At 67.8% G+C, this 17,208-nt stretch carries 20 protein-coding genes and 1 pseudogene; 5 read left to right on the plus strand and 16 right to left on the minus strand.

Translation table 11 applies throughout. The features are described 5' to 3' along the window. Positions 1 to 100 precede the first annotated feature (100 nt). Positions 101 to 313, minus strand: a complete 213-nt coding sequence (locus ACFXN1_RS47845; protein ID WP_379464019.1) for a hypothetical protein — start codon at positions 311 to 313, stop codon at positions 101 to 103. Positions 314 to 518: 205 nt separating this feature from the next. On the opposite strand from ACFXN1_RS47845, the gene ACFXN1_RS47850 reads away from it, so the two are divergent. After that, positions 519 to 713 carry a hypothetical protein gene (locus ACFXN1_RS47850; RefSeq protein ID WP_379402667.1) on the plus strand — a complete coding sequence of 65 codons (195 nt, stop codon included), beginning with the start codon at positions 519 to 521 and terminating at the stop codon, positions 711 to 713. A 57-nt stretch (positions 714 to 770) separates the two neighbouring features. On the opposite strand, the gene ACFXN1_RS47855 is transcribed toward ACFXN1_RS47850, so the two are convergent. The 3 genes from ACFXN1_RS47855 to msrB all read right to left on the minus strand — a co-directional run bounded on the left by ACFXN1_RS47855 (position 771) and on the right by msrB (position 3,092). Then, entirely contained in the window at positions 771 to 1,985 is a 1,215-nt protein-coding gene (locus ACFXN1_RS47855; RefSeq protein ID WP_379446195.1) for an FAD-dependent monooxygenase, read from the minus strand. A 142-nt stretch (positions 1,986 to 2,127) separates the two neighbouring features. Then, positions 2,128 to 2,640, minus strand: a complete 513-nt coding sequence (msrA, locus tag ACFXN1_RS47860) for a peptide-methionine (S)-S-oxide reductase MsrA (protein ID WP_379446196.1) — start codon at positions 2,638 to 2,640, stop codon at positions 2,128 to 2,130. Next, positions 2,637 to 3,092: a peptide-methionine (R)-S-oxide reductase MsrB gene (msrB, locus tag ACFXN1_RS47865; RefSeq protein ID WP_379402670.1), complete on the minus strand. Its 456-nt coding sequence runs from the start codon at positions 3,090 to 3,092 to the stop codon at positions 2,637 to 2,639. Before msrB ends, msrA begins: the two co-directional genes overlap by 4 nt. A 110-nt stretch (positions 3,093 to 3,202) precedes the next feature. Here msrB and ACFXN1_RS47870 point away from each other — a divergent pair, with 110 nt between their 5' ends. Next, positions 3,203 to 3,895 carry a hypothetical protein gene (locus tag ACFXN1_RS47870; protein ID WP_379446197.1) on the plus strand — a complete coding sequence of 231 codons (693 nt, stop codon included), beginning with the start codon at positions 3,203 to 3,205 and terminating at the stop codon, positions 3,893 to 3,895. Positions 3,896 to 3,911: 16 nt separating this feature from the next. On the opposite strand, the gene ACFXN1_RS47875 is transcribed toward ACFXN1_RS47870, so the two are convergent. From ACFXN1_RS47875 to ACFXN1_RS47910, 8 genes are all read right to left on the minus strand, one after another. Beyond that, positions 3,912 to 4,145 carry a hypothetical protein gene (locus tag ACFXN1_RS47875; RefSeq protein ID WP_354849335.1) on the minus strand — a complete coding sequence of 78 codons (234 nt, stop codon included), beginning with the start codon at positions 4,143 to 4,145 and terminating at the stop codon, positions 3,912 to 3,914. Between the two features lie 10 nt (positions 4,146 to 4,155). Beyond that, complete coding sequence (locus ACFXN1_RS47880; RefSeq protein WP_379446200.1) at positions 4,156 to 5,163, minus strand: ferrochelatase; 1,008 nt, start codon at positions 5,161 to 5,163, stop codon at positions 4,156 to 4,158. 114 nt (positions 5,164 to 5,277) lie between these two features. Further along, the gene (inhA, locus tag ACFXN1_RS47885) at positions 5,278 to 6,117 is read right to left on the minus strand and encodes an NADH-dependent enoyl-ACP reductase InhA (RefSeq protein WP_379388415.1); all 840 of its coding nucleotides are present in this window, start codon (positions 6,115 to 6,117) and stop codon (positions 5,278 to 5,280) included. A gap of 88 nt (positions 6,118 to 6,205) precedes the next feature. Beyond that, positions 6,206 to 6,925 carry a 3-oxoacyl-ACP reductase FabG1 gene (gene fabG1, locus ACFXN1_RS47890; RefSeq protein ID WP_364611676.1) on the minus strand — a complete coding sequence of 240 codons (720 nt, stop codon included), beginning with the start codon at positions 6,923 to 6,925 and terminating at the stop codon, positions 6,206 to 6,208. 49 nt (positions 6,926 to 6,974) lie between these two features. Further along, positions 6,975 to 7,979 (minus strand): VWA domain-containing protein, encoded by a 1,005-nt coding sequence (locus ACFXN1_RS47895; protein ID WP_040863982.1) that lies wholly within the window; start codon positions 7,977 to 7,979, stop codon positions 6,975 to 6,977. Positions 7,980 to 7,996: 17 nt separating this feature from the next. Beyond that, entirely contained in the window at positions 7,997 to 8,971 is a 975-nt protein-coding gene (locus tag ACFXN1_RS47900) for a DUF58 domain-containing protein (protein WP_379446198.1), read from the minus strand. A 26-nt stretch (positions 8,972 to 8,997) separates the two neighbouring features. Beyond that, the gene (locus tag ACFXN1_RS47905) at positions 8,998 to 10,239 is read right to left on the minus strand and encodes an AAA family ATPase (protein WP_379464021.1); all 1,242 of its coding nucleotides are present in this window, start codon (positions 10,237 to 10,239) and stop codon (positions 8,998 to 9,000) included. 116 nt (positions 10,240 to 10,355) lie between these two features. Further along, positions 10,356 to 11,270: an SDR family oxidoreductase gene (locus ACFXN1_RS47910; RefSeq protein ID WP_379446554.1), complete on the minus strand. Its 915-nt coding sequence runs from the start codon at positions 11,268 to 11,270 to the stop codon at positions 10,356 to 10,358. On the opposite strand from ACFXN1_RS47910, the gene ACFXN1_RS47915 reads away from it, so the two are divergent. Further along, positions 11,236 to 11,700, plus strand: a complete 465-nt coding sequence (locus tag ACFXN1_RS47915) for an NUDIX hydrolase (RefSeq protein ID WP_379446553.1) — start codon at positions 11,236 to 11,238, stop codon at positions 11,698 to 11,700. The two genes, ACFXN1_RS47910 and ACFXN1_RS47915, sit on opposite strands and share 35 nt — an antisense overlap. Positions 11,701 to 11,724: 24 nt before the next feature. Beyond that, positions 11,725 to 13,077, plus strand: coding sequence for an FAD-binding oxidoreductase (locus ACFXN1_RS47920; protein WP_379446552.1), 1,353 nt, complete (start codon positions 11,725 to 11,727; stop codon positions 13,075 to 13,077). Here the strand turns inward: ACFXN1_RS47920 and ACFXN1_RS47925 are convergent. Then, entirely contained in the window at positions 13,043 to 13,996 is a 954-nt protein-coding gene (locus ACFXN1_RS47925) for a LysR family transcriptional regulator (RefSeq protein ID WP_379446550.1), read from the minus strand. The two genes, ACFXN1_RS47920 and ACFXN1_RS47925, sit on opposite strands and share 35 nt — an antisense overlap. A 92-nt stretch (positions 13,997 to 14,088) precedes the next feature. Here ACFXN1_RS47925 and mqo point away from each other — a divergent pair, with 92 nt between their 5' ends. Next, positions 14,089 to 15,567: a malate dehydrogenase (quinone) gene (mqo, locus tag ACFXN1_RS47930; protein WP_379464023.1), complete on the plus strand. Its 1,479-nt coding sequence runs from the start codon at positions 14,089 to 14,091 to the stop codon at positions 15,565 to 15,567. On the opposite strand, the gene ACFXN1_RS47935 is transcribed toward mqo, so the two are convergent. The 3 genes and pseudogenes from ACFXN1_RS47935 to ACFXN1_RS47945 all read right to left on the minus strand — a co-directional run. Beyond that, positions 15,498 to 16,514 carry a YncE family protein gene (locus tag ACFXN1_RS47935; protein ID WP_379446718.1) on the minus strand — a complete coding sequence of 339 codons (1,017 nt, stop codon included), beginning with the start codon at positions 16,512 to 16,514 and terminating at the stop codon, positions 15,498 to 15,500. The genes mqo and ACFXN1_RS47935 overlap by 70 nt on opposite strands. Positions 16,515 to 16,583: 69 nt before the next feature. Then, on the minus strand, positions 16,584 to 16,772 hold the full coding sequence (locus ACFXN1_RS47940; RefSeq protein WP_379446717.1) for a hypothetical protein: 189 nt from the start codon (positions 16,770 to 16,772) through the stop codon (positions 16,584 to 16,586). A gap of 205 nt (positions 16,773 to 16,977) precedes the next feature. Further along, positions 16,978 to 17,208, minus strand: a pseudogene (locus tag ACFXN1_RS47945) (long-chain fatty acid--CoA ligase); the annotation flags it as partial.

Here is a 17,208-nt window from a genome sequence, read left to right on the forward strand (position 1 = left end):
CTCCTCCCTCTTCCGCTTACCACCTACTACTCCCCACAAAAACCACGTTTTTCCCCCCCCCCCCCCCCCCCCTGGCCCCCCGGGACGGCATCAGGAACGGTCACAGGCTGCCGAAGGGGTTCCAGGGGGTCGGCGCCGGGGCTTCGTCACGGTCGTGATGCCAGCGCCAGTCGTTGTCGCGCCACTCCCAGTGGCCACGACCGTGGTCGCAGTCGCTCATCCCCCACTGGCCGCGGTCCTGCTGCCAGCTGATCTGGCCGGTGTGATCGCAGTCCTGGCGCCACTGGCCATACCTCTTTCTCGGCACGGCCATAACAGCGTCAGGATGGGGCACCCTCGACCGACGTGGCAACCACGCACTGCGCTCTACTGGCGGATTCGTGACCGTGACACGAGGTCCGGGACCATCACCGGATGGCCCAGCGGAAGATCGATGCTCGGTCCGCCTACAGTCTGGTCTCGTCACACGGCCCGCTCCTTGAACTCCTATGCTGAGATCAGACCACCGAGGAGTTGTCATGGGGCGAATCGTTTCGGCCGTGATCGGCGTCGTGTTGTGCATCATCGGAGTGATCTGGATCGTGCAGGGCACCGGTTCCCTGCACGGGTCGCCCATGACCGGGCACTCCGAATGGAGTTACCTCGGTGGCGTTCTCGTCGTGGTGGGCGCGGGCCTGCTGCTCTGGACCGGGTACCGGGCGCTGCGTCGCTGACCGGCGCCCGCAACAGGCGAAATCCCCGGGTCGCCCCCGGGGATAACTGTGCCCGACTCACGCGGTAACCGTTGCGTCCCAGTCGATGACGAAACGGTGCACCGGGCCGAACATCTTCTCCGGCTTGAGGAAGGTGCGGGTCGCGATAGGCATCATCAGACCGAACAGGGCCTTGGCGACCGGGCCGGAGGTCTTGCCGTTGTTGGTCTTGGCGGCATTGTCCGAGATGTCCTCGACGCGGGGGCGGCGCAGGCGCTCGTAGGCCGCGAAAGCCGCTGCGGGGTCCGGGATGTCACGCAGGCAGCGAGCCAGCTCGACGGCCGACTCGATGGCCAGCGACGCGCCCTGGCCCGAGCTGGAGGACGGGGCGTGCACGGCGTCGCCGACCAGGACCACACGACCGCGGAACCAGTTGGGCACGTGGGGCATCCGCTCCATCGGGCCGGTGACGATCATGTCCTCGACGCCGGCCTCGGCGAACAGCTGCTCGCCGGGAGTGTCGCCGATGTGGGCGGCGCGCAGCTTCGCCAGCCAGTCTTCGGCGGGCACGGCCTTCGCCTCGGCGAGGGTTATGGGCTGTTCCTGCGGGAAGTTGCTGAAGAAGACATACTTGCCGTTCGGCTGACGCCAGTAGCCGTAGAAGGCACGCTTGCCGAATGCGAAGTGCATCGCCTCGATATCGCCCTCGCCGCCGTCGGAAAGCTTTCCGTCCGGGGTGAATTCGCCGAAGCCGAAGCTCATCAGGCCGGTGTACTCCGGACCGGGGGCCTGCGGGTCGATCAGGGTGCGCACGGTGGAGTGGATGCCGTCCGCGCCGATCAGGATGTCGCCGGTGGCCGTGGTGCCGTCCTCGAACTGCGCGATCACGCCCGTCTCGGTCTGCTCGAGGTCGACCAGCCGCTTACCGTGCTCGATGGTGATGCCGTTGGCGACCGCGTGGTCGTGCAGCACCCGGAACAGGTCCGAGCGCAGGATGGTGCAGCTCGGCGGCAGGCCGGGCAGCGCGTCGACCTGCATGAGCGTGCGGCCCGTGCCGGTCTCCATCACCATGCTGTGCAGCGGGTGCCCGGCGGCCTCGACAAGCTTGTCCGCGCCGATGATCCCCAGCGCTGCAAGGCCGTTCGGCGCGACGGTGAGCATCGCGCCGGTGTCGGCCGCGGCCGGGTACGCCTCGTACACCGTCGCCTCGATGCCGGCCTTCTGCAGCGCCAGCGCGGTCACCGGGCCCGCGATGCCGCCACCGATGATCAGTGCCTTCTTGATGCCGTTCATGTCTATTGCCTTCCCCGGTTCCTTCGATCACCCTCGCGACCGCTGCAGCAATAGTATCCATGCAACTAGTTTCTGCGCAACTAGTTTGTGGAACAAAAAGGGGCCTCATTCGGGGACACGCCCCGATGAGGCCCACTCGGATCTACGCCGTGGCCTGCCGTTTCGGCAGCTTCCAGCCCGGCCGCGGGAAGTGGCAGGTGTAGCCGTTCGGGTACCGCTCCAGGTAATCCTGGTGCTCCGGCTCGGCCTCCCAGAACGTGCTCGCCGGGGTCACCTCGGTGACTACCTTGCCCGGCCACAGGCCGGAGGCGTCGACGTCGGCGATGGTGTCCTCGGCGACCCGCTTCTGCTCGTCGTCCAGGTAGAAGATGGCAGAGCGGTAGCTCGTCCCGATGTCATTGCCCTGCCGATCCTTCGTGCTCGGATCGTGGATCTGGAAGAAGAACTCCAGCAGCGCACGGTAATCCGTCTGCGCGGGGTCGTAGACGATCTCCACCGCCTCCGCGTGCCCGGGGTGATTGCGGTAGTTCGGGTTGTCGTTGCGACCACCCGTGTAACCCACCCGGGTCGACATCACACCCGGCTGCTTCCGGATGAGATCCTGCATGCCCCAGAAGCATCCGCCGGCCAGAATGGCCTTCCGCGTGTCGGTCACGCTTCCTCCTTCGTGAACAGAGACTTGTACTGGCCGTAGCCCTCGGCCTCGAGCTGGTCGAGGTGGATGAACCGCAGCGACGCCGAGTTGATGCAGTAGCGCAGCCCGCCCGCATCGCGCGGCCCATCGGTGAACACATGACCCAGATGGCTGTCGCCGTGCGACGAGCGCACCTCGGTCCGGATCATGAAGTGACTCAGATCCCGCTTCTCGACCACATTGGCGTTGTCGATCGGCTTGGTGAAACTCGGCCACCCCGATCCGCTCTCGAACTTGTCCGTCGACGCGAACAACGGCTCACCGGACACCACATCCACATAGATACCAGGCTCGTGGTTGTCCCAGTACTCGCCCGTGAACGCCCGCTCGGTCCCGTTCTCCTGCGTGACGTGATACTGCTCAGGCGACAGCGCGGCCACAGCCGCCGGATTCCGGTTGTACTCCCGTGCCACATGACCTCCTTGATCGGCCTCAGCTACAACCCACCCTGCCCGGTGGAAAGTCCACCCTCAACCCCGCGTCATACTTCTGTCACCATTGGCCGCCGGGCATACTCACCAGCGTGAGCGCGCCCGGGAACGAGACCGACGACGATCAGGTACCCGCGTGGGCGCGGCGAACAGCAGGGGAATCGCGGTGGGCGGCGACCGCGGCGATCGTCGGGATCCTGGTCGTGCAGTTCCTTCTGCCCGCGCAATTCACGGCCGGACCGCGCTGGGTGGTCCCGGGCATCGGGCTGCTGTTGCTGATCGTCCTGATGATCGGCAACCCCGTCCGGCTGGACCGGGACGAGATCCGCCTGCGCCGCTTCAGCCTGCTGTTGATGGCGCTGCTCGGATTCGCCATGGTGTGGTCGGTGGCGCACCTGGTGCGGGCGCTGATCAATGGCTCGGTCAGCGACAACGCGGCCGGCCTGCTGACCTCCGGCGGCGCGGTCTGGCTGACCAATGTGCTCGTATTCGCGCTCTGGTACTGGGATTTCGACCGCGGCGGGCCCGCCGCCCGAGCCCACGCCCGTAAGCCCTATCCCGACTTCCTGTGGGTGCAGATGCAGAATCCGGCTCTCACGGATCCCGAGTGGGAACCGCAATTTCCGGATTACCTCTACCTGTCCTTCACCAACGCCACCGCGTTCAGCCCGACCGACGTGATGCCCATGTCCCGCTGGGCGAAAACCCTGATGATGATCCAATCGGCGATCTCACTGATCACCGTGAGCCTGGTCATCGCCCGCGCGGTCAACGTCCTGAAGTAGTGCCGAACCTGTTGTGTCAGCGGTTGAACCACATGTCGGCGACCAGCATGATCACCGCTACACCGACGAAGGCGGCGGCGAAGCCGATGGACTGGCCGATGGTGCCGACGATGCCGGCGGCGAGGAACAGCGTCAGGACCGGCGCCCAGACGAACATGTCCGGCGGGCCGAAGGTGCGCTGCTTGCGGGCGGCGGCACCGCTCGAGGCGGGCTGGCGGCGTTGCGGGGTTCCGCGTCCGGGTGTAGTCACCTGGGCGAGACTACAATTCGGCGGCCGCCGGTGCCACCGCGGGGCGGCGCGGCGGGAGGGCACAGCAGCCGACGACGCAGGGCGCGCCGTTGACGGTGCAGCCCAGGGCGGTGATCTCGCTCAGGCGGGCCGGGGCGGCGGCGGTGCGGTACTCGTCCACCAGGTCGGCGACCAGCTGCGCATAGCGCGGGTCCGGGCCGGGTGTGGCGGCGCGGGCGAAGGCCATGCCCAGTTCGGCGGCCCGCTCCTTCGCCTCGTTGTCCAGGTCCCAGATGACCTCGAGGTGATCGGAGACGAAACCGACCGGGCACACCACGACTGCGTCCACGCCACGCTCGGCGAGGGCGTCGAGATGGTCGACGATGTCGGGGTCCAGCCACGGGATCTGCGGCGGGCCGGAACGCGACTGCCACACCAGGTCGTAGTCGTCGAATCCGGTTGCGGCAGCGCACAATCGGGCCGCCTCGGCGACCTGACGGCTGTAGAGGTGCTGCTCGGCGGGCGGGCCGGAGGCGACATCGGCGGAGACCGGCACCGAGTGGGCGGTGAAGACCAGGCGGGCGGACTTACGTTTGTCGGCCGGCAGTTCTGCGACGGCCGCGCGGATCGAGTCCGCGAAGGCTCCGATGAACAGCGGATGGTCGAAATACTGGCGCAGCTTCACCAATTCGGGCGCGTCGGTGACCGCGGCCCGGGCGCGCACGATGTCCTCGTGGTACTGCAGGCAGCCGGAGTACCCGCCCCACGCCGAGGTCGGGAACACCAGCGCGGACCGGACACCGTCCGCGCGCATACGCTCAACGGTCTCCTCGACCATCGGATGCCAGTTGCGGTTGCCGAAGTACACCGGCAGATCGATACCGCGCGTGGCGAATTCGGCCTCGATGGCCTTGATGATGTCCAGGTTCAGGGCATTGATCGGCGATACCCCGCCGAAGTGCAGGTAGTGCTGCGCGACTTCGGCGAGACGCTCCGGCGGCACGCCCCGGCCCCGAGTGACGTTCTCCAGGAACGGCATCACGTCCTCGGGGCGCTCGGGACCGCCGAAGGACAGCAGTAGCAGGGCGTCCACTTCACGAGCCGTGGGCTCCGCAGCCACTGCTCTCCTCCTTACCCTCGAGTCTCTACCGGTTCAGTTGGCGCCGAAACCGTCCGCCGGGAACCAGGTGTTGTGGCTGGCGCCGCCGTCGACGTAGATGATCGAACCGGTGGTGCCCGGCAGCCAATCCGACAGCAGGGTCACCACGGACTTGGCGACGACCGTCGGGTCGTCGACATCCCAGCCGATCGGGGACGCGCCGTCCCAGTAGGTGTTGAGCATGTTCAGCTGCTTGGCGTCATCGGTGGCGGTGCCCGCGATGGCCTTGGCGGCGAGGGTCTTGATCGGACCGGCGGCGATCAGGTTGGAGCGAACCTTCTTGGCCTCGCCCACCTCTCGCGCCACGTACCGGTTCACCGACTCGAGCGCGGCCTTGGCCACACCCATCCAGTTGTAGTACGGCATCGCGGTGCGCGGATCGAAGTCCATGCCCACGATGGAGCCGCCCTCGTTCATGACCGGCAGCACGGCGCGGGCCAGCGAGGCGTAGGACCACGCCGAGATCTCGAACGCCTTGGCGGCGTCGGCGCCGGGGCCGTCCAGGAACGGCAGGGCCTCCGGGCCCATCAGGGTGCGCGGCGCGAACGCGATCGAGTGCAGCACACCGTCGATGCCCTCGGGCGCCAGCTCGCGGACCTTGTCGGCGAGCTCGGCCAGGTTCTCCTCATTGGTCACGTCCAGGCCGATGGCCGGGGGGACCTCCTGCGGCAGGCGCTTGGCGATGCGGTCGATGAGCCGCAGGCGCTCCGGGATACCGGTGATGATCACCTTCGCGCCCTGCTCCTGCGCGACCGCGGCCGCGTGGAAGGCGATGGACGAATCGGTGATGATGCCGGTGATGAGGACGGTTTTGCCGTCGAGCAATCCAGCCATGGGGTGGTCGGTTCTCCTCGTTTGAAAAGTGCTGGGGTTGAGGGTTCTGGTCGGGCCTGAGCGCACTGTGCCGTGCACAGTGAAAAGCTCAGTGGCCCATGCCCATACCGCCGTCGACGGGGATGATCGCGCCGGAGATGTAGGAGGCGTCGTCCGAGGCGAGGAAGCTGATCACACCGGCGACGTCCTCGGCCTGACCGATCCGGCCCGCGGGGATGAAATCGAGTGCGGTCTTGCGCATCTCCGGGGTCATCTCGTCACGGGTCATGTCGGTGTCGATCAGGCCGGGCGCGACCACATTCGCGGTGATGTTGCGCTTGCCGACCTCACGGGTGATGGCGCGCGCCATACCGACCAGACCTGACTTGGCCGCCGCGTAGCTGACCTGCGCCGGCGCGCCGATCTGGCCGACCACCGAGCCGAGGAAGATGACGCGGCCGAAGCGGTTCTTGAGCATATTGCGGTTGGCGCGCTGGGCGACTCGCCACGCACCGGTCAGGTTGGCATCGATGACCTTCGAGAACGACTCCTCGCTCATGCGCATGAACAGGACGTTGTCCACGATGCCCGCATTGGCGACGACGACCTCGACCGGACCCTGGTGCGCCTCCACCTCGGAGAACGCGCGATCGACCGATTCGGCATCGGTCACATCGCATTTCACGCCGAAAAGCCCCTCGGGGACGCCGGACCCACGATGAGTCACGGCGACCTTGTGTCCGTCGGCGAGCAGGCGCTGGGCGACCGCGAGACCGATGCCGCGGTTACCGCCGGTCACCAGTACCGACCGGGATGTGATGTTCGACATAAGGGCAAACCTATCTGTTCGTGTTCGGGACTCGGCGCGCGGTACCGATTTACGGCAGACGCTGACGATAGAGCAGAGCGGTGAGCACGCCACCGGCGGTCACCAGCAGGCCGAGCAACAGCCACGGGCGGCTGGCGTCGCCCATGGTGGTCTCGTAGCCGATCTGCTCTTCCAAATGGCCATAGACGTTCTTCAGTTCCTCCAGCGTGGAGGCGGTGAAGAACTCGCCGCCGGACAACTTCGCGATCTCGCGCAGCGAATCGTCGTCCACCGGCACCCGCACCCGCTGCGAACCCTTGCCGTCCTGATCCGGAATCTCGACGGTGCCCCAGGTGGTGCCGAACGAAATCGTCGACACCGGAACGCCTTTCTCCTTCGCCAGCCGTGCGGCGGTGAAGCCGTGGCGAGGGTTCTCGACGTCCTTGTCGTCCGGAACGGTCTGCTTACCGTCGGACATCATCACGATCTGGGCCGGCGGCGGCTTCTCCGCGCCGCCCAGCACCGACGCCAGTGTGTCGATCGACTGCAGGGCGGTGAGAATGCCCTCGCCGGTGGCGGTGCGCTCGGCCAGCTTCATATTGTCGATGGCCGCCTTGACCGCTTCCCGGTTGGTCGTCGGCGACACCTGCACCGACGCGGTGCCGGCGAAGGTAACCAGGCCCAGGTTGATACCGGGCGTCAGATTGTCCGCGAACTCCTTGGCGGCCTTCTTGGCCACCTGAATTCGGCTGGGCGGCACGTCGGTCGCCTCCATGGACAGCGACACGTCGATCACCAGGATGACCGTGGCCCGGTTGCGCGGCACCTTCTTGGCCGCGGTCGGACCGGCGGCGGCGAAGGTCAGGAAGATCAAGCCCACCAGGGTGAGCGCCACCGGGATGTGCCGCCACGGCTTGGGCTGCGAGGGTGCGACCTTCTCCAGCAGATCCATATTGGCGAAGCGCAGCATGTGCTTTCGCCGCCGCTGCTGGATCAGGATGTAGATCAGCGCGATCGCGGCCAGCACGGCCAGGAAGCCCAGCCAGTACTGCGCCGTGAAATGCGAAAGGCTCAAAGTGACATTGCCAATGCTCACTGTCGCGGCACCCGCCCGGCAGTCGGGGCGCCGAAGGTGTGGCGCCGGGTCGACACGAATCTGACCACGTCCGCGATCCAGTCGCGATCGGTGCGCAGGGTCATCACCGGCGCACCGCAGCTGCGCAGCGCCTGCTCGACCTGGTCGCGATGACGCTGCGCGGCGCGCGCGAAATCGGTACGGAGCGTGGGGGTCACACTGAATTCCCGGGTCCGGCCCGACTCCGGGTCGTGCAGGACCACATCGCCGACGTCCGGCAACTCCAGATCGCGCGGGTCGAGCACCTCGACGCCGAGCAGGTCGTGGCGGCCGGAGATGGCGCGCAGCGAACGCTGCCAGTCGATGTCCCCGACGAAATCGGAGACGACCACGGCCAGACCGCGTTTGCGCTGCGGGCGGCGCAGGGCCTCGATGGCCCCGCGCAGATCACCGCGCACCCCGTCGGGAGCGTGCGGGGTGGTCGCGATCTTGCGCAGCATCGCCTGCTCGTGCACGCGGCCGCTGCGGGCCGGAATGCGGATCAGCTGCTGGCCATTGGCCACCACCGCACCGATCCGGTTGCCGCCGCCACTGGTCAGATGCGTGACCGCGGCCGCCGCGGCGACCACCAGATCCCGCTTCTCGCACAGCGCGGTACCGAAATCGACACTGGCCGACAGGTCGATGACCAGCCAGGTCTCGAGTTCGCGGTCGGCGATCATCTGCCGCACGTGCGGATGGGTGGTGCGGGCGGTGACCGACCAATCCATCTGCCGCACATCGTCGCCCGGCTGATACATGCGGGCGTCACCGGGTTCGGAGCCGGGGCCGGGGATCAGGCCCAGGTGGTCACCGTGCAGCACGCCGTCCAGGCGCCGGCGCACGGTCAGTTCGAGCGTCTTCAACGCCGCCGACAACCGCGGGTCGGTCAGCTGCCCCTGCCGGAACGAGGGCGGGGCGTGCGTGGAGCCGCTGGGGGGTGAGATCGTCACGGGCGCAATCGATTCCGAGGCCGGCCTCACTTCGGCTGCGGCTGACCGGGAACTCCGGACACCTGACCGTTGGGGAGCTGCGGAATACCCTGCTGCGGCGGCTGCGGAATGCCCTGGGCGGGCACGCCGGGCTGCTGCGGGACGCCGCCGTGCGGGCCCAGCACCGGCGGCTGCGCCGGGGCGGGCATCGGCGCGGCGGGCGCGGGGGCGCCGGCCGGGGCATTGGCCTGGGCGGCGACCTGCGGCAAGCCGACGGTCTGCAGCACGCGCTTGATCACGTCGTCGGGGCTGACCTCGTCGGCGAGCGCGTCGTAGGACAGCACCAGGCGGTGGCGCAGCACATCCGGGATCACCTCGACGACATCCTGCGGGACCACGTAGTCGCGGCCGCGGATCAGCGCGACCGCGCGGGCCGCGGCGATGATGCCGAGCGAGGCGCGCGGCGAGGCGCCGTAGGAGATCCAGCCGGCCACGTCCTGCATGCCGAAGTCGGCGGGCTTGCGGGTCGCGGCGATCACGCGGACCACGTAGTCGACCAGCGCGTGGTGGACGAACGTGCTGGCGGCCACGCTCTGCAGCCGGACCAGTTCCTCCGGATCGAGCACCCGCTTGGCCTCTGGCGGGGTGACACCCATCCGGTAGATGATCTCGCGCTCCTCCTCGACGGAGGGGTAGTCCACGACGACCTTGAACAGGAAGCGGTCGCGCTGCGCCTCGGGCAGCGGGTACACGCCCTCCGACTCGATCGGGTTCTGGGTCGCCATGACCAGGAACGGATTCGGCATCGGGTAGGTCTTGCCGCCGATGGACACGTGCCGCTCGGCCATCACCTCGAGCAGTGCGGACTGCACCTTGGCGGGCGCGCGGTTGATCTCGTCGGCGAGCACGAAGTTGGCGACCACCGGGCCCAGCTCGGTGTCGAACTCCTCGCGGCCCTGCCGGTAGATGCGGGTACCCACGAGGTCGGTGGGCACCAGGTCCGGGGTGAACTGCACGCGCGAGAAGCTGCCGCCCACCACCTTCGCGAAGGTCTCCACGGCCAGGGTCTTGGCGATACCCGGCACGCCCTCCAGCAGCACGTGCCCCTTGGCGAGGACACCGACCAACAGCCGCTCGACCAGCCGATCCTGACCGACGATCACCCGCTTGACTTCGTAGATCGCCTTTTCCAGGGTCTGGACATCGCGCTCGAGGGTGTTCGGAGGCGAGGGTGGTGCATCCTTCACCGTGCTTACCCCGCTCACACCGTCAGTCGAAGTCACCAACATCCCCGCTTTCGCCTTGGTCCTGTGCGTTCCGCCCCAACTATTCCAGGTATCTCGCGCAATTGCCGCACCCGGATCCGATCGCGGCGCGAATTTCGGTCGTGAAATGTGGCTTTCGGCTATTTCCTGGCCGTGGTGGCGTGGTCGAGGACCAGTTCGACGGCGTCGGCGACGGGGGTGTGACCGTCGGTCAGTTCGATGATGACGCGGTTGAGGGCCGGGCGGTGCAGGGCGACGTCGATGAAGGCGGCGACGTCGTCGCGGTGGACGTTGCCGTATTCGATTGCCAGTCCGGCTGTGACCAGGCCTTTTCCGGGTTCGTTGCGCAGTGTGCCGGGACGCACGATGAGCCAGTCGAGGTCGGTCGCGACGAGGTAGGCGTCGGCCATCTTCTTCACGCGCATGTAGTGCTCGAAGGCGGGTGTTGTATTGAGATCGCGACCCGCGTCGGGGAACACGGACACCAGAATGAAACGGGCAACACCGGCAAATCGGGCAGCATCGGCCGACTTTTCCAGTCCCCTGCCATCGATCAGCGAGGTCTGGTCCATCCCGGTGCCGTGCGCGCCCGCGGAGAAGACGATGGCGTCGTGGCCGTGGAATTTGGCGGCGAGTTCGTCCACCGAATCAGTGACCAGGTCGCCGGCCACCGGGGTCGCGCCGGTCGCGGCGATCACCGCCGCCTGGTCCGGGTTGCGGTGCATGCCGGTGACCGTGTCACCGCGCGCGGTCAGCAGCGTCGACAGACGGCGTCCGATGCCGCCGGCCGCTCCGATCTGGAATACCTTCATCGGTGACTCCTCTCGTAGGCGGGCACACCCCCAGCTTTCCATCGGACCGGCGGAAGGATTCGATCGGTACCAGAAAGTTTCCGGAGCACCGATGCGCGGGGCGAAGATGCGTCTAATCTTGCGAATGTCTCTGCCGCCGACCGCTTCTGCGCCGGTAGCGTTGTCGGTATCGGTCGACGGTGTCCGGTGATACGGGATGTGGTGTGACGTGTGGGATTTCGAGGTTTCGCCCAGGCAATCCATCGGCGAGACGGTGCTGGAAGAACTCCGGGAGCGGGCGGCCGCCGACGGGGTCGCGCTACGGGTGGGAGTGGTTGTCGAACACAATGACGCGGTACTGATGCTCGAGCACGAGGAGCACGTCGAGGGACGCAGTCCGCTACACCTGCCCGGGACGGTGGTCCGCCCGGGCGAGTCGCTGGCCGGCGCGGTGGTGCGGGCGGTGCAGGAGGAGACCGGGCTCGCAGTGGTCGACATCGTGCGCCACCTCGGCAGCTTCGACTACCTCTCGAGTGCCGGAAAGCGGGTCCGCAGAGAGCATTTCGCGGCCTCGGTGGCGAGTGCTGGGCCGGTGCGGGTCACGAACTACGCCGAATACCGGTGGGTCCCGCTCAGTGGCGAACTGCCGGTCACCCCGTCGATCCGCCGTATTCTCGAGACGTACCAGGAGTAGCCACTCGCCGCTGCGGAGGACCACATGCTCGAGATCGACACTCGTCCGGTGGTCCTCGACCAATTCACGGTCGACGAGACCGGCCGGGCGGGGCAGCGTCCCCGCGGCGTCGTCTATCCGGTCACCGCCGAGGACGTGGTGACCGTGGTCGACTGGGCCCGCGAGCACCGCACGCCATTGATCGCGCGCGGGGCGGGGACGAGCCTGGAAGGGCATCTCCTGGCCCGGGGTGACGAGCTGATCGTGGATTTCACGCAGGCCGACAAGATCCTCGACATCTCCCCCGGCGATTTCACCGCCACCGTGCAGCCCGGCGTCAGCCGGACCCGGCTCAATGCGGCGGCCGCCGAATTCGGGTTGCAGTTCACGGTGGATCCCGGTGCCGACGCGTCACTGGGCGGGATGGCGGCCACCAATGCCAGCGGCACCACCACCGTCCGGTACGGCGGCATGCGGGCCAATGTGCTCGCGTTGCAGGCGGTGTTCGCCGACGGCACGGTCACCCGGATCGGGCGCGCGGTGCGCAAATCCTCGAGCGGATATGACCTGAAGGACCTGCTCATCGGGTCGGCGGGCACGCTCGGGATCATCACCGAACTGACCGTGAAGCTGCATCCGATTCCGGAATGGATTCACTCGCTGCGCATTTCGTTCCCGACGGTGGCCGATGCCGTGGACACCGCGGTCGAGATGCTGGGCGCGGCATTGCCGGTGAGCCGGCTGGAACTGGTGGATGCGCCGAGCATGGCGGCCATCAACGTGTTCCGCGGTACCGCGTACGCCCAGACGCCCGCCCTGTTCATCGACATCGAATCCGGGTCGTCCGCGGCGGTGGCCGCCAATGAGCAGGAGATCGGGCGGATCGCCGCCGCACACGACGCGATCGAGGTGGCGATCGCACGCACGCACGGGGATCGGCATGCGCTCTGGGAGGATCGGCACAATCTCTACTTCGCGGTCAAGGCGGGCAATCCCGGCTGCCGGTTCATGATCACCGATACCGCCGTGCCCTATTCGCGGATCGCGGGGGCCGTGGAGACCGCCACCCGGCTGGGGGCGGAACTCGGGCTGAACATCACGGTCGCGGGGCATATCGGGGACGGGAACGTCCACACCATCGTTCCCTATACCGAGGCCGAATACGAGGCGGCGCAGCAGTTCTCGGATCTGGTGGTGCGGCATGCGCTCGAGGTCGGCGGCACCGCCACCGGTGAGCACGGGATCGGGCTGGCCAAGAAGAAGTATCTGCGGGAAGAGCACGGGGCCGCGGTGGACCTGATGGCGGCGGTGAAGCGGGCGCTCGACCCGCTGGGACTGCTCAACCCCGGCAAGGTGCTCGACGTCAACCCGGGAAATCCGCTTCCCAACCTGTCCTGACCACGGTCTCGCGCGCGTGCTCGAGGTACGACATGGCATGCGCCGCAACATGATCGCGCAGGCGCGCCACCGCGGGCGTCGGGCGGTGATTGCCCGAGACCAGGCCGATGCTGCGCTCCCGCTCCCCGGTCAGGGGGACACGCGTGAGGCCGGGGTGCGGGGTCTCCGGGGCCGGGAGCACCGCGATGCCGAGGTTCTGGGCGACCAAGGCGCGCAGGGTTTCGAACTCGGTGATCTCGAAGCCGACATTCGGGGTGAATCCGGCGTCGGCGCACCAGGAGTCGACGAGCCGGCGCAGGTGGTAGGTCGGCGGGTTGGCGATGAACGGCTCGTCGGCGAGTTCGGCGAGATCGACCAGTCCGCGGGTCTCGAGCGGGTGAGCGTTCGCGACATAGAGGTGCAGGCGCTGGAACCCGAGGATGATCGCGGGCAGGTCATCGGGCGCGGGGATGGTGACGGCCAGATCGAGGCGACCCTCGCGGACCATCTCGACCAGGGCGGTGCCGTGCGCCTGCACCAGACTCAGGCGGATGCGGGGTGCGCCCGCGTGGAAGTCGGCCAGCAGTGACGGGATGCTGACCGGGCCCAGGGTGAAGGGGAAGCCGAAGCGGACCAGGCCGCTCTCCGGATCGGCGTCGCTGCGGACCACGTCGACCGCGTCGCCGAGGGCCTGGACCATTCCGCGCGTGCGGTCGAACAGCTCCTGGCCCGCGGCGGTGAGCGCGACTCGGCGACCGACCGGTTGGAACAACTTCACCCCGACGGCCTGCTCGACCGCTTTCAACCGGCGGCTCAGCGACGACTGCGGCACGCCGAGCCGCTGCGCCGCACGTGTGATGTGCCCCTCGGCCGCGGCCGCGTCGAACGCCGCGAGCAGCGGAATCAGGGCCTCGACCTGGGCAGACGGCAATCCATCCATATTCGGATCATAATCCCTCGAAATGAACATTGGACGGATGAATGGGCGCGGCGTGACGATTGTCGGTACCAGCAGCCGAGGAGGTCAGTCAGATGGACACGCACGCCGACAGCACCGAATCCCACACGGACACAGCGATTCTCGATGTCGCACTGATCGGGGGCGGCATCATGTCCGCCACGCTCGGCGCGATGATCGCGACGCTGCAACCGGATTGGTCGATGGTCCTGCTGGAACGGCTCGACCGCGTCGCGGCGGAGAGCTCGGATCCGTGGAACAACGCGGGCACGGGACACTCGGGCTTCTGCGAACTCAACTACATGCCGGATGCGGGCGATCCGAGCAAATCGGCCGAAATCGCGTCCATGTTCGCGCTGTCGCGGCAGCTCTGGGCGGGCCTCGCGAATCGGGGCATGCTGCCGGATACGGCCTTCGTCACCGCGACGCCGCATATGGATGTGGTGTTCGGCGAGCGGGACGTGACATATCTGCGCCGGCGTTTCGAGACGCTCCGGACACTGCCCGCGTTCTCGGCGATGGAGTACAGCGAGGATCCGGCCGTGATCGCGCGGTGGGCTCCCCTGCTCATGGATGGACGTGAACCTGGTGAGCCGGTGGCGGCCACCCGGTACGAGGGCGGCACCGATGTCGATTTCGGAGCGCTCACCGCATCCCTGGTAAAGGCCATGACCGGTGCGGGCGGTCAGCTGCGCACCGGACACGAGGTCACCAGGCTGCGGCGCGGCGACGACGGCATCTGGACCGTGACCGGACGCGATCGGAACAGCAAGCAGCGCTTCACCATCCGCGCGCGCTTCGTGTTCGTCGGGGCAGGCGGCTATGCCCTGAAGCTGCTCCAGAAGGCCCGGATTCCCGAGGTCTGCGGTTACGGGGTGTTCCCGGTCGGTGCGCAGTTCCTGCGCACCGACAACCCCGACGTCGTGGCCCGCCACGAGGCGAAGGTCTACAGCCAGGCGCTGGTCGGTGCTCCCCCGATGTCCGTGCCGCACTTGGACAAACGCATCGTCGACGGCGAATCGTCGCTGCTGTTCGGTCCTTACGCCACGTTCAGTACGCGGCTGCTCAAGCACGGCAGGCTCACCGATCTGTTCACCACTCTGCGGGTCTCGAATATCGTGGCGCTGGTGGCCGCGGGCCTCCAGAACTTGCCGCTGGTGCGCTATCTGATTCGCGAACTGCTCTCGACACGCCGCCGCAAATTCGCACAGCTGCAACGGTTCTACCCCGACGCCGACCCCGCCGACTGGTACCTGGTGCAGGCCGGTCAGCGCGCCCAGCTGGTCAAACCCGACCCCGACCGTCTCGGCGTGCTGACCATGGGCACCGAGCTGGTCACCGGCGCGGACGGCACCATCGCCGGGCTGCTGGGCGCGTCGCCCGGTGCCTCGACCGCGCCGGCCATCATGGCCGACCTGTTGAACCGGTGCTTCCCGCAGCAGCATTCGCAGTGGGAATCGACCCTGCGGGAGCTCATGCCGGGCTATGCCGACGGCTCGAACTCCCAGAGCGCGGGTGCCCTGCCCGACGTCCCGGTGGCGATCGGGAAGTAGCTGTGATGATCGGCGGGATCGACGACCACGATGTGCGCGCCGTCCGCGAGGTGCGCGGCCCCGGCCGGTTTCGGATGTCCGTCCCGCCGATCGAAGACGCTCACCCACCCGCTCTCACTGGCCACGTACACCCGTTGCGGACCCGGGTCGTAGGCGAGGACATCGGGCGTCTCCCCCACGCTGTTGTGGTCGATCACTGCATGTTTCGCGAGATCCACCGTGATGAGGGTCGCGTTGTTCTCGCATCCGACGTACATGATCTGCGCGCTTGCATCGAGTGCCTGACCATGCGGCCCCGAACATCCGGATGTGGGGATGCGATCGATGACGGTCAGCGAATCCGGTGCGATGACGGCGAGCTCGCCGCGGCCTTGCACCGCGACCACCATCCGATCGACCGTGGCGTCGTAGACGACATTGCCCACCTCCCCGCCCAGTGCGACGGTGCCGCGGACGGTTCCGCCGTCCGCGTCGACGACGCTCTCGGTGCCCGCCCGCTCGTTGGTGGTCCACACCGCGTTCCGCACCGGGTCGTAGGCCAGTCCGTCGGGATAGGCGCCGGTCGGGGCGGTGAACAGCACCGCCCCGCTGTCCTCGTCCAGTGCCACGACCTGATCGCGGCCCGTCACGGTGGCGTACACGCGATGCTTCCCTGGGACGACCAGCACGCCGTGCACATCGGGCGCGTCGGGGATAGTCCGAACCACGGTGTGTGCCCGGACATCGACCTCGACGATCTCACCGGCCCCCATATGCGCCAGGAACATCAGCCCGCGGCCGGAATCCAGGCTCGCATAATCGAATCGGCCGGAACCCCCGGTCAAGGCGACCTCCGCGACCTTGCGCAGCGGCAGTCGCCCGCCGGTCGTGGCCGGACCCTGGGCAGCGGAGCAGGCCGCCGCCACCATGGCCCCGGCCAGCGCCCACCCCACCCGTCTCGACCACATCCGGCTCACCTCATGGGACTCGGCAGACGTCGCGGAACAGCGCGGCGGCCGCGTCGGCGGCGGGCTCGATCAGGCGGGATCGTCGTAGAAGTCGATCTGGCCGACCGAGTTCAGCCACAGCTCCGATTTCGGGGATGCCACCGCAGCATAGAACGTGCGGGCCCAGGGCGGCACCAACGCGTTCTCGGAGTGCACGAGCAGGAAGGGAACCGTCAGTCGCGCGGCGGCCTCCTGGGCGTCGAAACCGGCCGTGTACACGAAGGATTCGACCGCGAAACCATTCGTATAGTTGGGGGGACCGCACCGCGCGGGGTGCCGTAGTACTCGAACGCCTCCCGCAGCGGCATGGCGACATCCCCGTTGCCGGCCGTAACGGCCGGGATGGTCGCGACCCGCTCACGCGGTTGTTCATGATCGGCATGTGCGCTGAACGCGCGACGGGCGGGTCTCGGTGTCAGCCGGCTCAGTGGAATCCCAGGGTTAGGTCGCGGCGCAGGACTTTGCCGGTGGCATTGCGCGGCAGGGGTTGCGCGGTGACCAGCCAGCGCGCGGGCACCTTGAAATAGGCCAGCTGCTTGGCCACGTGATCGCGAAGCTCATCCTCCGACAACGACTCCGGATCGTCGACCACCACGATCGCGGCGACCTCCTGACCCAGATCCTCGTGCGGCACACCGATCACCGCCGACTCCCG

This window comes from Nocardia sp. NPDC059154 (assembly GCF_042755705.1).
GTDB lineage: Bacteria > Actinomycetota > Actinomycetes > Mycobacteriales > Mycobacteriaceae > Nocardia.

Bases quoted from the DNA above. Each gene is read 5' to 3' on its own strand.
- ACFXN1_RS47910 (WP_379446554.1), bottom strand. From the start codon at position 11,270: ATGGATTGCCTGGGCGAAACCTCGAAATCCCACACGTCACACCACATC.
- ACFXN1_RS47935 (WP_379446718.1), bottom strand. From the start codon at position 16,514: ATGTGGTCGAGACGGGTGGGGTGGGCGCTGGCCGGGGCCATGGTGGCG.
- ACFXN1_RS47855 (WP_379446195.1), bottom strand. From the start codon at position 1,985: ATGAACGGCATCAAGAAGGCACTGATCATCGGTGGCGGCATCGCGGGC.
- ACFXN1_RS47850 (WP_379402667.1), top strand. From the start codon at position 519: ATGGGGCGAATCGTTTCGGCCGTGATCGGCGTCGTGTTGTGCATCATC.
- fabG1 (WP_364611676.1), bottom strand. From the start codon at position 6,925: ATGTCGAACATCACATCCCGGTCGGTACTGGTGACCGGCGGTAACCGC.
- inhA (WP_379388415.1), bottom strand. From the start codon at position 6,117: ATGGCTGGATTGCTCGACGGCAAAACCGTCCTCATCACCGGCATCATC.
- ACFXN1_RS47925 (WP_379446550.1), bottom strand. From the start codon at position 13,996: ATGGATGGATTGCCGTCTGCCCAGGTCGAGGCCCTGATTCCGCTGCTC.
- ACFXN1_RS47905 (WP_379464021.1), bottom strand. From the start codon at position 10,239: ATGTTGGTGACTTCGACTGACGGTGTGAGCGGGGTAAGCACGGTGAAG.
- ACFXN1_RS47880 (WP_379446200.1), bottom strand. From the start codon at position 5,163: ATGCCGTTCCTGGAGAACGTCACTCGGGGCCGGGGCGTGCCGCCGGAG.
- ACFXN1_RS47920 (WP_379446552.1), top strand. From the start codon at position 11,725: ATGCTCGAGATCGACACTCGTCCGGTGGTCCTCGACCAATTCACGGTC.
- ACFXN1_RS47845 (WP_379464019.1), bottom strand. From the start codon at position 313: ATGGCCGTGCCGAGAAAGAGGTATGGCCAGTGGCGCCAGGACTGCGAT.
- mqo (WP_379464023.1), top strand. From the start codon at position 14,089: ATGGACACGCACGCCGACAGCACCGAATCCCACACGGACACAGCGATT.